Origin of the sequence: Rhizobium sp. P28RR-XV (assembly GCF_012641385.1) — a bacterium.
Lineage (GTDB): Bacteria > Pseudomonadota > Alphaproteobacteria > Rhizobiales > Rhizobiaceae > Rhizobium.
In genome coordinates this window covers 276499-290374 of sequence record NZ_JABAIG010000004.1, presented here as the reverse complement: position 1 = coordinate 290374, position 13876 = coordinate 276499, and the positions used below count along the sequence as shown (strand labels likewise).

Annotated in this window: 13 protein-coding genes; 5 read left to right on the top strand and 8 right to left on the bottom strand. The window is 60.7% G+C overall.

What is annotated here, in order from left to right; all coding sequences use genetic code 11:
- Nucleotides 1–4: 4 nt before the first annotated feature.
- Entirely contained in the window at nt 5–1201 is a 1197-nt protein-coding gene (locus HGP12_RS10830; RefSeq protein ID WP_168839810.1) for an efflux RND transporter periplasmic adaptor subunit, read from the bottom strand.
- On the opposite strand from HGP12_RS10830, the gene HGP12_RS34445 reads away from it, so the two are divergent.
- Nucleotides 1115–2086: a TetR/AcrR family transcriptional regulator gene (locus tag HGP12_RS34445; RefSeq protein ID WP_281408214.1), complete on the top strand. Its 972-nt coding sequence runs from the start codon at nt 1115–1117 to the stop codon at nt 2084–2086. The genes HGP12_RS10830 and HGP12_RS34445 overlap by 87 nt on opposite strands.
- A 105-nt stretch (nt 2087–2191) precedes the next feature.
- Here HGP12_RS34445 and HGP12_RS10820 read toward each other — a convergent pair whose 3' ends face one another.
- From HGP12_RS10820 to HGP12_RS10810, 3 genes are all read right to left on the bottom strand, one after another.
- Nucleotides 2192–2431, bottom strand: a complete 240-nt coding sequence (locus tag HGP12_RS10820; RefSeq protein ID WP_168878750.1) for a hypothetical protein — start codon at nt 2429–2431, stop codon at nt 2192–2194.
- Between the two features lie 350 nt (nt 2432–2781).
- Entirely contained in the window at nt 2782–3240 is a 459-nt protein-coding gene (locus tag HGP12_RS10815) for a helix-turn-helix domain-containing protein (protein ID WP_168839812.1), read from the bottom strand.
- 207 nt (nt 3241–3447) lie between these two features.
- Nucleotides 3448–3756, bottom strand: a complete 309-nt coding sequence (locus tag HGP12_RS10810; RefSeq protein WP_168839813.1) for a hypothetical protein — start codon at nt 3754–3756, stop codon at nt 3448–3450.
- A 253-nt stretch (nt 3757–4009) separates the two neighbouring features.
- Between HGP12_RS10810 and HGP12_RS10805 the strand changes: the two genes are divergently transcribed.
- From HGP12_RS10805 to HGP12_RS10790, 4 genes are all read left to right on the top strand, one after another.
- Complete coding sequence (locus HGP12_RS10805) at nt 4010–5023, top strand: ABC transporter substrate-binding protein (RefSeq protein ID WP_168839814.1); 1014 nt, start codon at nt 4010–4012, stop codon at nt 5021–5023.
- 250 nt (nt 5024–5273) lie between these two features.
- Nucleotides 5274–6287, top strand: coding sequence for an ABC transporter substrate-binding protein (locus tag HGP12_RS10800; protein ID WP_149636032.1), 1014 nt, complete (start codon nt 5274–5276; stop codon nt 6285–6287).
- Nucleotides 6288–6396: 109 nt separating this feature from the next.
- A complete protein-coding gene (locus HGP12_RS10795) occupies nt 6397–7215 on the top strand; it encodes an ABC transporter ATP-binding protein (RefSeq protein WP_168839815.1) in 819 nt (272 codons plus the stop codon).
- Between the two features lie 13 nt (nt 7216–7228).
- Nucleotides 7229–8110: an ABC transporter permease gene (locus HGP12_RS10790; protein WP_168839816.1), complete on the top strand. Its 882-nt coding sequence runs from the start codon at nt 7229–7231 to the stop codon at nt 8108–8110.
- Between the two features lie 136 nt (nt 8111–8246).
- On the opposite strand, the gene HGP12_RS10785 is transcribed toward HGP12_RS10790, so the two are convergent.
- The 4 genes from HGP12_RS10785 to HGP12_RS10770 form a co-directional block, all read right to left on the bottom strand.
- Nucleotides 8247–9662, bottom strand: a complete 1416-nt coding sequence (locus HGP12_RS10785; RefSeq protein ID WP_168839817.1) for a sensor histidine kinase — start codon at nt 9660–9662, stop codon at nt 8247–8249.
- Entirely contained in the window at nt 9652–10320 is a 669-nt protein-coding gene (locus tag HGP12_RS10780) for a response regulator (protein WP_168839818.1), read from the bottom strand. Before HGP12_RS10780 ends, HGP12_RS10785 begins: the two co-directional genes overlap by 11 nt.
- Before the next feature lie 63 nt (nt 10321–10383).
- On the bottom strand, nt 10384–12177 hold the full coding sequence (locus HGP12_RS10775) for an alpha/beta fold hydrolase (protein WP_168878749.1): 1794 nt from the start codon (nt 12175–12177) through the stop codon (nt 10384–10386).
- A 10-nt stretch (nt 12178–12187) separates the two neighbouring features.
- The gene (locus tag HGP12_RS10770) at nt 12188–13702 is read right to left on the bottom strand and encodes a lipopolysaccharide biosynthesis protein (RefSeq protein ID WP_168839820.1); all 1515 of its coding nucleotides are present in this window, start codon (nt 13700–13702) and stop codon (nt 12188–12190) included.
- Between the last annotated feature and the right edge of the window lie 174 nt (nt 13703–13876).

Genomic DNA, 13876 nt, shown 5'->3' with positions numbered 1-13876 from the left:
CACCTCACTTCTGAGCGCCGGAGGCGGCTTTGGTATCTGTCTTTTCCAATTCGGCTTGCTCCGTAGACTTGCCGTCGGCGGCAGCCTGCTTCACCTCGCCGGTGGCATCGTCGATCGTCACCGGAGAAACAGTGACTTCCTGCCCGTCGCGGACGCGCTGGATGCCTTCGACGATGACGCGATCACCATCCTTGACGCCTTCGGCGATGAGCCAGCTGTTGCCGATGCTGCGCTGAACTTTCAGCACCCGCTGCTGCACCTTGCCGTCGGTGGTCACGAACATGGCGATCGGTTCGCCCTTCGTGTTGCGCGTCACGGCGCGCTGCGGCACCAGGAAGCTGTTTTCGGCAATGCCTTCCTGAATAGTTGCACGCACATACATGCCGGGCAACAGAACACGATCGGAATTGGGGAAGACGGCGCGCACCGTGATGGTGCCGACGGTTTCAGCGACGGAGGATTCCGCAAATTCCAGCTTGCCGGTTTCCTTGTACTGGCTGCCGTCTTCGAGCGTCAGATGCACGGAGACATTGTCGCCGCTGGTCTTCAGCCGACCGTCGGCAACGGCACGACGGAATTCGAGCAGGTTGGTGCTCGACTGCGTGACGTCGACATTGATCGGATCGAGCTGACGAATGGTGGTCAGTGCTGTCGTTTGTTCGGCGGTGACGAGGGCGCCGACGGTAACCGCCGAAGCGTCGACGCGGCCGCCGATCGGCGCGCGCATCTTGGTATAGTCGAGATTGATGCGCGCTGTTTCAAGGGCCGCTTTTGCGGACGCCACGTCGGCGGTCGCCTGAGCCAAAGTGGAAAGTGCGTCATCCAGATTTTGCTTGCTGACCGCATCCTGCGCCGTCAGGCTCTTATAGCGATCTACTTTCGACTGTGCGCTCGGAACGGCCCCTTCCGCCTTCTGCAGGGCTGCGGTGGCGCTGTCATAGGATGCCTGATAGGAGGCAGGATCGATTTCATAGAGCACATCGCCCGCTTTGACCTCGCTGCCTTCCTTGAAATTGCGGCTGCGAATAATGCCGCCGACCTGCGGCCGCACTTCAGCAACGAGATAGGCGCTGGTGCGGCCCGGCAGTTCCGCGGTGATCGCGACGGATTGCGGATGCAGCGACATCGCGCTGACTTCCGTCTTGACGGCCGGCGCATTGTTCTGGGCGGTATTCTGCTGGTTGCAGCCGGCCAGCAACATCGCGAGTGCAATCCCCGCGACGGTTATCGACGCGCGGCCGGCCGAAAAGCGGTTGGATACTATCGTATATGTGGGCGCAGAAGTGGGGATGGCGAGCTTTCGCACGTTGCTATTTCCTGTTGCCTTATTTACAGTACCAAGTCGTACAGAAAATATTTATACTGCTTCAAATGTCAATCGCATTCGGCTGTTGGGGTCAAGACGGAAGTGCTGACAAAAGAACGAGCAGGCAGGGCTGATCAGGCCGCCAAGCGACGGCCGCGAGGACGCCCCAAAACCGCGAATGACGCCGCGCGCCGCGCGGAGATCGTCAGTGTGGCACGCACCACTTTCTATGAACTTGGCTACGGCGGTACGACGATGGATCTCGTTGCCGCCCGATGCCGGATTTCAAAGCAGACCCTCTACAAGTTGTTTCCGAGCAAGGCTGATTTGTTCACGGCGATCATTGCTGAGCATCGCTCGTCCATGCTGGCCCTCCCGCGCGATCCTGACGAGAATCTACCCCTTGCCGAGGCGCTTGAGCAGATCTTCATGATCAATATGGATGAAGCCCAGGAGCGCGAACGCGAGGCTTTTATCCATCTCTCGATCAGCGAATCGCAGCAATTTCCGGAGGTGGCAACATTGATGCACACCTATGGCGCAAAGCAATCGCAACAGATGCTTGCCGACTGGCTAAGCCAGCAGCAAAGACGTGGCCTGATCGAGATTGCCGATGTTGCTAGCGGGGCGCGCATGCTGATGACCGTGATCTTCGGTGCCATGATTTCCAAACCGGGTCGTCCGAGCGACTGGCCGGACCGTGAAACACGGCTGCGCCATCTGCGCCAATGCATCTCGATTTTTGTCGCGGGCGTGCAGCCGCGCAAGGATGCTCGTTAGCCTGCTTGTCCGGCCACCTTCCTGCGCAAAACGACAATGCCGATATGGTCCGTCGACCCATATCGGCATCGTTCGGGATCCCGACAGAAGCCGGAATCGATTAGCTCAGTGTGCCACCACGTTTGCTACGTCCGTACCCTCGTCGAAAAAGAGATTCCGCAGGCCATTTGCATACATTTCCTGCAGCACGGCCCCAAGCGCCAGATCCAGACACCAGACCGGGAATTCCGCATTCAGGTTCTTGGCGCTCTGCCGCGCATAGGTAATGAGCCGAGCGATTGACGCCAGTTCCTTGAGCGAATCTGGATCCTGGTGTGTTGCTCCGATCGGAAGTGCCGCTGTCATTTCATGCCCTCTATTGCCCCCGTTCCCGGCAGACGAATCGTGTCTGGCTCAGGAACATGAGCAAACCGTAACGGATGTTTTACAGCTTGGCGCGTGACATGCAGCGTGACACGAGGCTTGACTGCGGCAGAATCTTGCCTTTGCAACTTCAGGACGCGAAACGGCTTGAAATGCGATCGGTGAAAGGGTGGGCAAGCAATATCCCCGCGCTGGATGCCCGGCCCGACCTCGGCCCATGCTGCCGTCCACAGGTCGGTTCGGCATTATCGGGTGAGGATGTCGGGCCTTGCGGCATGTTTCGGGCTAGCGCCAGCACTATGCCGTCAGCCCGATTTCCGGGAGGCTACAGGTCAGTTGCGAAGGCTTGCCGACACGTTCGTTGTCTGCGGTACATGGTCCGGCAGGGAATCGGACGCATTCGCCAGCGACTTCACCAACGTCAGCACGGACTGGCGAACGCCGGGATCGTTGATCTTCATGAACGCCTTGTTGAGATTCAGGCCCTCTTTCGAGGTCAGGAAATCCGATAGATCCTCGAGGCCGTTGAATGCGCCGAGGCCGTCCGTGTTCAGCGGCTGCGTATTGTCCTGCTGGAAGAAGAAGGCGACCGGCACAGCCAGCACGCCAGCTATCGCCTGCAGCCGGCTGGCACCGATGCGATTGGTGCCTTTTTCGTATTTCTGTACCTGTTGAAAGGTGACGCCAATCTGCTCAGCGAGTCGCTCCTGACTCATGCCGAGCATAAGTCGGCGCGTGCGCACGCGAGAGCCAACATAGGCATCGATCGGGTTAGGTACTTTTGCACTCACTGCGCAATCTCCTTATCAAATAGGGGACCTGGCGGACATGGCCCCGCTCCCGAGACTCGGGAGTCAAGTTCGCGAGCTCTATCTGCCCGCAAAATGTGCGTTAAATATGAGTAGAATTCAACCAAGAGTCATTTTCTGTAATATATTGTAATCCCACTGTTACATGACCACAGAAAAAACCGATGCGCGTCAATGCAGATCAACGTGTTAATGCGGATTGAAAACGGAAGACGATTTGCAGTTGCGGACCGGGCAAAGCGGATTGTCTTTCGCGGGAATGTAGGCGCGCGCTGCATAATCGCCCAAACCACATTGGCCGTCATCGGCGACATATCGGTCATACAGCACGATACGTCCGCCTCGCGAAGGATAGCGAAATATTGCGGCGCGCTCGCCGGCGATCAGCTGCTGCACGGACGTGCAAGTTTTGCTCGACGATTCGTAGCGCGAGATGGCCGAAGCGGGTCCGGCCATCGAGATGGTCGCCAGAACTAAGGCTGTGGCAATGATCCTCATGGATGGTCCCCCGGTGACAGCGCTCAATCCAAAATAGTGGCGCTACGGGAAATGCCAAGATGCGGCGACGCTTCTCGTTGTAGGATGATCCGGCTTCCCATCCGCAAATGCTCCTCCTTGCGATTTGTGGACCGGGAAGGAAGCTGCTTTCAGCTCAATGAAAGGTTGGATGTGCATGTCTTTCCCGCTTCAAGAGGAAGCGCGTGCCGTGCTGTCATCAATCGGCGCGATACATAATGGAGAGGAGGACTTCATGCGTGCATCGAGCATTCTAAGATATTCGACGGCCTTGTCCCTTGCGATGGCTGCAGCCGCGTTTGCGGCAACGGCCGCACAAGCAGCAGGCAAGATATCGATCATGGTGGGCGGTTACGAAAAGCAAATCTACCTGCCGGCCAAGCTTGCGGAAGGGCTCGGGTATTTCAAGGACGAGGGTCTCAACGTCGAACTTCTCAACGAGCCTGCGGGGGTCGATGCGGAGAACGAAATGCTCGCCGGCGCCGTTCAGGGCGTCGTCGGCTTTTACGATCACTGCATCGACCTGCAGGGCAAAGGCAAGTTCGTGGAATCCGTCGTGCAATTCAGCCAGGCGCCGGGCGAGGTCGAGCTGGTGTCCTCCAAGCACCCGGAAATCAAATCCCCGGCTGATTTCAAGGGCAAGAACCTCGGCGTCACCGGCCTCGGTTCCTCGACCAATTTCCTGACGCAGTATCTGGCCGTCAAGAGCGGCCTGAAGCTCGGGGAATTCACGTCCGTTCCTGTCGGCGCCGGCCAGACCTTCATCGCCGCCATGCAGCAGGACGCCATCCAGGCCGGCATGACGACGGAGCCGACAATCTCGCGAATGGTGAAGACGGGCGAAGCCAACGTTCTCATTGACATGCGCACGATGGCGGGCACGAAGGCCGTCCTTGGTGGCACTTATCCGGCCGCGTCGCTTTATATGAGTGCCGACTGGGTCGATGCCCACAAGGAGGAGGTCCAGAAGCTCGCGAACGCCTTCGTCAAGACGCTGCATTTCATCAACACCCATTCGGCCGCCGAGATCGCCGACAAGATGCCGAAAGATTTCTATGTCGGCGACAAGGAAGGCTATGTGAAGGCGCTCGAAAACGGCAAGGCCATGTTCACGCCTGACGGTGTTATGCCGGAAGATGGCCCGAAAACCGTTCTCGCCGTTCTCTCCGAGTTTTCCAAGAACGTCCAGGGCAAGTCGATCGACCTGTCGAAGACCTATACGACTGAGTTCGTGAAGAACGCCAAATAGCGTGCAGTATCGTTCCCGGCATTGACCGGGCACTTCGGGTTTCACTTCCGATCCCGAAGTAGAAGAGAAGTGCCGGCGGCCATATTGGTGCTGCCGGCACCGATAAAATAAAATTGCAATGTCGCCTTACGGAAATCGCGCACTGAAAGCTGGCTGAAAGGTTGCCCACGCTAGATTTGCTGAGCTTCGTGGAGGAAGCGCCTTTCTAAAGCGTCATGTGGCGCAAGAAATAAAACAGGAGGAGACATTGATGCGTCCATCGCGCGCGTTTTTTCATACCGTAGCCCTTTCCCTCGTCATGACCGCTGCTTCGCTTGCAGCCACGGCAGCCAATGCCGCTGACAAGATTTCCATCATGGTGGGCGGCTACGAAAAGCAGATCTATCTGCCGGCCAAGCTCGCCGAATCCCTCGGATACTTCAAGGACGAAGGCCTCGACGTCGAGCTTCTCAACGAATCCGCCGGTGTCGACGCCGAAAACCAGCTGCTGGCAGGCGCCGTTCAGGGCGTCGTCGGCTTCTACGATCACTGCGTCGACCTGCAGGCCAAGGGCAAGTTCATTAAGTCGGTCGTGCAGTTCAGCCAGGCGCCCGGCGAAGTCGAGCTGGTCTCGGCCAAGTATCCTGATATCAAGTCCTTCGCCGATCTCAAGGGCAAGCGTGCCGGCGTCACCGGCCTCGGTTCCTCCACCAACTTCCTGACGCTCTACATGGCATCGAAGGCTGGGCTCTCGCCTGCCGACGTCACGCCGGTTCCGGTCGGCGCCGGCCAGACCTTCATCGCCGCCATGCAGCAGGACGCTATCCAGGTGGGCATGACCACCGAACCGACGATCTCGCGCCTGCTGAAGACGGGCGAAGCCAAGATCCTTGTCGATCTGCGCACGCTGAAGGGCACAGAGGAAGCGCTCGGCGGCACCTATCCGGCCGCTTCGCTCTACATGGATGCCGCATGGGTCGACGCCCATAAGGAAGAAGTGCAGAAGCTTGCAAACGCCTTCGTCAAGACGCTGCGCTTCATCAACACCCATTCCGGCGCCGAGATCGCCGACAAGATGCCGAAGGACTTCTACGTCGGCGACAAGGACGGCTACATCAAGGCTCTCGACGCGGGCAAGGAAATGTTCACGGCCGACGGCGTGATGCCGGAAGATGGCCCGAAGACCGTTCTCGCCGTGCTCTCGCAGTTCTCTAAGAACGTCAAGGGCAAGACCATCGACCTGTCGAAGACCTACACGACGGAGTTCGTCAAGAACGTCAAGTAAGCAGTCATAACGCCGCTTCCGGCCGGTTCCGGAAGCGGCAGTTCAAGAGACTTTGCAGTTCACTGGGCTTTGCGTGCACGCCCTGAAGGCACGCGTCAGGATCAGCACCATGCAACAGGATGAACGCCGCACTCCGGCGATCGAGCTCATCAATGTCAGCCGCCGTTTCGTATCGCCGACAGGCAAATCGCTGACCGCACTGCGCGATTTCAACATGACCGTCGAGCGCGGCGAATTCGTCGCCGTTGTCGGACCGACGGGCTGCGGCAAATCGACGACGCTCAACCTGGTCACCGGCCTTGCCAAGCCCAGCGCCGGCGAAGTCCGTCTGATGGGCGGCCCGGTCAACGGCATCGACCCGCGCGTCGGCTTCGTCTTCCAGACGGATGCGCTCTTCCCCTGGAAGAATGTCATCGAAAACGTCATGTCCGGCCCGCTGTTCCGCGGCAAGTCGAACGCCGAGGCTGAAAAGATCGCCAAGGACTGGCTTGCCCGCGTCGGCCTTTCGAAGTTCCTGCATCACTATCCGCATCAGCTCTCGGGTGGCATGCGCAAGCGCGTCTCGCTGGCGCAAACCTTCATCAACGAGCCGGAAATCCTCTTGATGGACGAACCGTTCTCGGCCCTCGACGTGCAGACCCGCACGGTCATGCATGAAGAGCTGCTGAAGCTCTGGGCTGAACGCCAGGCGTCCGTCGTCTTCGTGACGCACGATCTCGAAGAAGCCGTCGCCCTTGCCGACAAGGTCTATGTTCTCACCGCCGGCCCGGCCACGGTGAAATCGGTCTATACCATCGACCTGCCGCGCCCGCGCGTCGTCTCGGAAATCCGTTACGAGCAGAATTTCATCGATTATTGCAAGACGATCTGGGACGACCTGCGCGAAGAGGTCGAAACCAGCTATCGCCGTGCCGCGGAAGCGGCATAAGGGAGGATTGATCATGGCAAACACAGCTCTCGAAGCAGGCAATGCCCCGATTTTCCGTGCCGGCACCTCGGACGCGGAAATCGAAGCCGCAGCGCTGAAGGCGCTTACCCGCCGCAAGTACGTCGTCGTGGCCTGGCAGATCGGCATTCTCCTTGCCATTCTCGGCCTCTGGCAGCTCGCCTCCGACCTGCACTGGATCGATCCGTTCTTTTATTCGAGCCCCTACGGCATTGCGCTGCGCCTGTGGGACTGGATCACCGAGGGCACCGAGAGCGGCTCGCTCTGGTATCATCTCGGCGTCACCATGGAAGAAGCGCTGATCGGCTTCGTCATCGGCTCGGTGACCGGCGTTCTTGTCGGCGTCGCCCTCGGCCGCAACAAGCTCGCCTCCGATATCCTGTCGATCTACATCAAGGCGATCAACTCGATCCCGCGCGTCGTTCTCGCGCCGATCTTCGTAATGATCATGGGTCTCGGCCTCGCCTCCAAGGTCGCGCTCGCCTTCATCATGGTGTTCTTCGTCGTGTTCGCCAATGCCTTCCAGGGCGTTCGCGAAGCCGACCGGAACATGATCGCCAATGCCCGTATTCTCGGCGCTTCCAATTGGAAGGTGACCCGGAACGTCATCCTGCCGTCGGCGATGAGCTGGATTTTTGCAAGCCTGCACATCTCCTTCTCCTTCGCCATCATCGGCGCCATCGTCGGCGAATTCGTCGGATCGCTGGCTGGTATCGGCTACCTGATCTCGATCGCCAAGGGCACCTATGACGCAGCCGGCCTCTATGCCGCGATCATCCTGGTGATGCTGGTGACGCTCGGCGCCGAATACGTGATGACGCTCATAGAGAACCGCATCACCCGCTGGCGCCCGCAGCAGAGCCTCGATACGCATTAAGCGTTGGTTTTCTGGTACCTCCCAAGGCCAGGGGCCGGGCATTTTGCCCGGCCCTTTTGTTTTACGGATGCAGGAAGTCCCCACTCCCCGCACGCGGAGAGAGGGGACTATCTCGCAACAACTGCACTCTCCATCTTCAAACAGCCGGCAGCCGCACGCTGACCAGCAGTCCGCCGCCCGCCGCCTCGCCCAGCGTGACCGAGCCGCCGGCGCCGTCGACGACTTCGCGGACGATGGCGAGCCCCAGGCCGCTGCCCTCCGACTCTGTCCCCATGACACGATAGAAGCGTTCGAAGACCTGGGCGCGTTCCGCTTCGGGAATGCCCGGGCCGTTGTCTTCGACCCATAAAAGGGCCGTATCGTCGTCCCGGCCGACGCCGACCGTCACTCGGCCGCCCGCCTGCGTGTAGCGCAGAGCATTGTCGACGAGATTGACCAGCATCTCGCGCAGCATGGTGCCGTCGCCTTCGACATGCACCGGCGTTTCGTCCGCTTCCAGCCCAAGGTCGATATTGCGGCGCAAGGCTTCCTCGGCGAGCGTTTCCAGGACCCGCCGGGCGGTTTCCGCCAGATCGATCGTATCGCTTCGTGGCCGGCGGCTGCCGGGCTCGGCGCGCGAAAGCGTCAGGAGCTGGCTCGCAAGACGCGTCACCTGCCGCGTGCTCGAGCGCAATGCGGTCAGCGCCTCGTCGCGCTTGCCGTTGTCGGCTTCGCGTGCGGCCACGCTCGCCTGTGTCGAAATCAGTGCAAGCGGCGTGCGCAACTGATGGGCGGCATTCGAGACGAAGCGTCGTTGCGCCGCCATCTGGTTCTGCACGCGCTCCATGTGATCGTTCAGCGCATGGACGAGTGGCCTAAGCTCGTTCTGCACCATGTGGGGATCCAGCGGATCCAGGCGCTGTCGGCCGCGCTCGCGCACGGCATCGCGCAGCCTCAGCACAGGGGCGAGGCCACGCTGCAGGCCGATGATGGTCACCACGCCGGCAAGGAGGACAAGGGCGAGCTGCTTGGTGAAGTCCGAGAGCCAAAGCCTGCGGCGCATGGCGTATTGGCTGTTGTGCGTGACGGCGACGGTTACCGAGATCGTGCTGTCCTGATCGAGGCCGACCACCGGATGGCTCAGCATGAGCACGCGGACGCCGTCGGTCCGGAAGGTCCTGTCTTCTCCGATCAGATCCCGCTTCGGCCGCGGCAGATCGGGGAAGCCGGCGACGAGATTTCCCCATGCGGTCACGACCTGGTAGAAGACGCGGTCGCCATAGCCGGTATCGAACATTTCCAGGGCGGCCGGCGGAATGTCGATCTGAACCGTGCCGCTGGCGTCGACATGCACGGCCTCCGCGATCACGCGGGCGGAGGCGAGCAGCGTGCGATCGGTGACGAGATTGGCCGTCGCATCGGCCGAGCGAAAGCTGAGATAAAGATTGATGCAGATCGCGCCGATCAGCGTCAGCACCACCCAGGCGAACAATTGCGCCCGAAGGCTGGTCGTCAGCGCGCCGGCGACGCGACCCAACACCCCTTCGGACGGGGAGGCTTCATCACTGCGCATGGCGAAGGAGATAGCCCAGGCCGCGCAGCGTGGCGATCTGTACCGTGCTGCCTTCGAGTTTCTTGCGCACGCGATGCACATAGATTTCGATGGCACTGGTATCGGCGAGATCGTCGAAGCCGAAGACGCTTTCCGACAGCGTCGTCTTGGTGACGGTCGTACCCGCCTTCATGATGAGATGTTCGAGCACGGCGTGTTCGCGGGGCGTCAGCGCCAGGGATTCTCCGGCCAGATAGAACTGCCGCGTTCCGCCGTCGAACAGCAGGTCGCCGACTGCGATCTCGGGGGCGGCACGGTCATGGCCGCGGCGCACGGCGGCGCGGATACGCGCCTCGAGTTCGGCAATCTCGAAGGGTTTGGCGAGATAGTCGTCAGCGCCGCTGTCGAGCCCGGCAACCCGTCCGTCGAGGCTGGCATTGGCCGTCAAAATGATGACAGGCACCTTGTTGCCGCCCTGGCGCAGATGTTTCAGCAGCGTCAAGCCATCCATCTTCGGCAGTGACAGATCCAAAATGACGACGGCGTAGCCCGCAACCTTCAGCATATGTTCGGCGTCCTCGCCGTCATAGGCGATGTCGACGGCATATTGCGCCTGACGCAGCGCCTTGCCGAGCCAGGACGCCAGTTCGCGGTTGTCTTCGACGATCAGGAGCCTCATGAAGCGACTATACAGCAAGTATCGGACAGGGCGAACATTTCCGGCAGCTTTCCAGTCAGGGCGTCATCGATTGGCGAGCCTCAGACCCATCTCCCTGACCTCTCTCAGATAGACCTTGCGGGCATAGGGGGGAGTCAGGTTGTGGTCCGCCTCGGGAATGATGATCAGGCGTATGTCCGGGAAGTATTTCAAGCCGGCGCCGTTCTCGCCGAACTGATCATGCAGATGATCGAGGCCGATATCATGGGCGCTGTAAATCAGCGACATGTCGACGCCGCGCTTGGCGAGTGCGCGGAAACCGCCGAGCACAGGTCCTTGCGCGGCGGCGAACAAGGGAAGGGCGCCGAGCAGCTGGCGGCTCGCGCGCACCATGCGCCGGCCGATGCCCGTCGCCATGTTGAGGACGGCGCTTTTCGCGTCGATCTGGCCGTCGAGGAGCCGCTTCAGCGTCTCCATCTGCAGGAGCTTTCGGCCATAGGTTTCCAGCGATCGGGGCGCAAAGCGCAGTGACTCATCGACCGATCGGCTCTCATCCCAATGGAAGCTGTAGGGGTTGACGGTGATCAGGCCCCGGCACCGCGCATCGCGCACGGCCACCTGGAATGCGAGGTAGCCGCCGCTGCAACGTCCCACGGCATAGGCCGGCAGTAGATTTCGCTGCTCCAGAAGGTCCAGCGCCTCTTCGACATCCCGGTGCTGTTCGCGAGAATAGAGCACCTGCTCGGGAGCGCCGGAAAGCGGTGGGCTGTCACCGACGTTGGCCGTATCGAAACGCAGCGATGCGATGCCGTCGCGAGCGAGCGCACGCGCCATGGTGACCGACATCCGGCCCCAGCCGGCATGTCTGTCATAGGCTGTTGTCAGCAGCAGCGCGGTTGCCCCGGTGCGGGCACCCTCGGGTTCACAGAGAACGCCGAACAAGCGGTTTCCAGCGCCAAACCGCAGCGGCAACTCGCTAAAGCCGTCGCCGGAGAGGGGTTCCGCAACAGGCGGGGTAAGCCCCGCTGATGCTACCGTGCCGGGCTGGGTGGCGATTGACTGCACCCAGGCGACGATTTTTCGGCCGGCTGCGGCTGGCATGACGGCGATGGTGGGGTTCGATACAAGATCGTCATAGCCGTCATAGGCGGACTGCTCGACATGCGGGACGAGCGTTTCGAGATGACGCGCGAAGTCCGCATCTCCCGGGCGGCCGGGCCGCGTCAGCACAAGGCAGTTCGCAGCGCCGAGCCGGTCGCGCGTCATCAGGTTCAGCTTCTTGACCGCATCGGCGGCGCGATCCGGCATGCGCAGGCTGGCGACGGTGACGCCTTCCGTCTGGCGCTGCGCCTCGGGCAGCCCCATGCTTTCATCGATCATCTTCGACCAGACGGTCAGTTCGCGCAGGTAGGCCCGGCCGGAGATGACGGGCGCAAGAAAGGCGATGCCGTCGATGTCGGGCAGCCGTTCGGCGAGCGTGGCAGCGATCGTGCCGCCGAGACCCTGGCTGACGAGGATCAGGCGCTCGCAGCCGGAAAGCCTCTTGAGCTCGGCAGCGGCGGCAAATGCGGTCTCCTGCCATGGTGTCAGGCCATCGCCTTCGTCCGCGATATCAAGCGCATCGCCGGTGCCGGCATAGTCGAAACGGAGGCTTGGTATGCCGATATCGGCAAGATCCTCAGCCAAGATCCGCCAGAACTTGCGGACGCACATTTCCTCGAAACCCCACGGGCTGAGAAACAGCACCGCAATATTGCGCGAGGATACCTCAGCCGATGTAAACAGGCCGACCGTGCCGGCGAAGGTTACCGGCATCGCCGCCGATCTTATCTGTTTGCCTTCGTTCCGTTCTTCTTCGGCGGCTCCCCAACCAGCCATGATAGTCTCCTCACATTCGGCGTGGCGCCAGTAGAGCCAGAGCCTGAGTGGCAATCGGATTGATACGTGCGGGCAGCCGCGCCGCGATCTTCTGCAACACCTCGATATCCTCGGCTGGAACGGCTTTCAGCAGTCTGAGCGCGACGCCGTAGGCCAGGGCGCCGGCAATGATGGCGCTTACGAGGCCGGCGACGCCGTTCAATGCCTGAACGAAACCATAGGCTGTAATCGCGCAGAGAATGGCGGCAACCGTAACTTTTGCAAGGTTGATGAGCATGCCCCGCGTCGAGCCCTCGAATTCCATGCGGCGGACCATCAGAAGGCACATGGCCGTAAAAGCCAGGAAACGCACCAGTGCAGCACCTTCACCTCCGTAAAGGGGTACTGCGACCAGGCAGCCGACAACCATGATAAAGCTGGCGATGACACCGATGACGGTACGCTCGCGCGCGCGATCGAGCGAATAGAGATATTGCGTGCAGATCTGCATGAAGACGTAGGGCGCCGCGGTCAGGGACAGCAGCGCCACCATGCCGCCGCTCGGGGCGAAGGGCTGGCCGAAAATCGTCACGACAAGCTCGGGCGCGATCGCCGCAAGGCCGAAGCTCATCGGCAGCGTGATATAGGCTATGCTGCGCGCCACGCCGGCAAAGACTTCGACGGGCAGCTTGTCGGATGCGCGCGCATGCATCTGTTCGGAATAATAGGGAAGCAGGCTGCCGCTCAATTGTACGGGCAACTGCAGCGCCAGATTGGCGAGCGACAGGCCGACGGCGTAAAAGCCGACCGCTTCGATACCCCAGTAACGCTGCAGGAACAGGAGCTCGATGCGATTGAGGAAGATCGAGCTGTTGATGAGCTCGATCGAGAGAACGAGCGATGAGCTGATGAGGGCGGAAAGGCCGACGCCGCAGCTGTTTTTACGCGCGATCGCGATCCTGAGGGTTGCGATGAACATCGGCAGTTGGCCGATTGCAAAGCCGGCAAGCGCGCCGCTGACGCCGAAGAAAATGGCGCCTGCGAGCACGGTCGCGAGCTGCAGCACCGAACTTGCCACGGTGATGCGCAGGAAGGCGCCGACTTGCTGCTCGCCGATCAGATAGTTCTTGCTGTAGGCGCCGAGAGACTGAAGTACGAAGAATACGCCAGTTATGGCAATGACTTCAGACGCGTCGCCCGCCCAATGCAAACGCTCCGCATCCCAATAATAGGCGGCATAGCCGGCAAGCAGGATCACTGTTGCGAGGATCGTCGGCTGCAGGAGATAGGCGGCAAAGCCAAGTCGTTCTTCGGCCGAATAGCCGTTGCCTTTCAATTGCGGCAGGATGCGCAGCAGCGTGACGCCGGCGCCGAGCTCGGCGATGAGCGCGCCCGTCGTCGTCAGCCAGAGCGAGAAGGCGATGATGCCGTTGGCCTCGGGTCCGAGCAGGCGGGCAGCAATGATCGAACAGGCAAAACCGGTCGCGAGCAGGGTCAATCCCGCCGCCGCGTTCAACACCGAATTCGCCATTATGCCCTTGGTCATGAAGGTAGACCGCTCCTCAAATTGCCGGAATTTACCGCACATATCCGGCTCTTCGTGGGATACCGTCAGCTCTATTTCATATGCCTTAATATTTAGAGTTTAATGCTGCCATAAGTTCATTTTTTACTTCGGCTAATATTCATTCCTTCGGATGTTGGTCGTCTGGGGCTTGTC

Bases quoted from the DNA above. Each gene is read 5' to 3' on its own strand.
- HGP12_RS10780 (WP_168839818.1), bottom strand. From the start codon at position 10,320: ATGAGGCTCCTGATCGTCGAAGACAACCGCGAACTGGCGTCCTGGCTC.
- HGP12_RS10795 (WP_168839815.1), top strand. From the start codon at position 6,397: ATGCAACAGGATGAACGCCGCACTCCGGCGATCGAGCTCATCAATGTC.
- HGP12_RS10775 (WP_168878749.1), bottom strand. From the start codon at position 12,177: ATGGCTGGTTGGGGAGCCGCCGAAGAAGAACGGAACGAAGGCAAACAG.
- HGP12_RS10830 (WP_168839810.1), bottom strand. From the start codon at position 1,201: ATGTTGCTGGCCGGCTGCAACCAGCAGAATACCGCCCAGAACAATGCG.
- HGP12_RS10810 (WP_168839813.1), bottom strand. From the start codon at position 3,756: ATGAGGATCATTGCCACAGCCTTAGTTCTGGCGACCATCTCGATGGCC.
- HGP12_RS10820 (WP_168878750.1), bottom strand. From the start codon at position 2,431: ATGACAGCGGCACTTCCGATCGGAGCAACACACCAGGATCCAGATTCG.
- HGP12_RS10790 (WP_168839816.1), top strand. From the start codon at position 7,229: ATGGCAAACACAGCTCTCGAAGCAGGCAATGCCCCGATTTTCCGTGCC.
- HGP12_RS10785 (WP_168839817.1), bottom strand. From the start codon at position 9,662: ATGCGCAGTGATGAAGCCTCCCCGTCCGAAGGGGTGTTGGGTCGCGTC.
- HGP12_RS10805 (WP_168839814.1), top strand. From the start codon at position 4,010: ATGCGTGCATCGAGCATTCTAAGATATTCGACGGCCTTGTCCCTTGCG.
- HGP12_RS34445 (WP_281408214.1), top strand. From the start codon at position 1,115: ATGCAGCGACATCGCGCTGACTTCCGTCTTGACGGCCGGCGCATTGTT.
- HGP12_RS10800 (WP_149636032.1), top strand. From the start codon at position 5,274: ATGCGTCCATCGCGCGCGTTTTTTCATACCGTAGCCCTTTCCCTCGTC.
- HGP12_RS10770 (WP_168839820.1), bottom strand. From the start codon at position 13,702: ATGACCAAGGGCATAATGGCGAATTCGGTGTTGAACGCGGCGGCGGGA.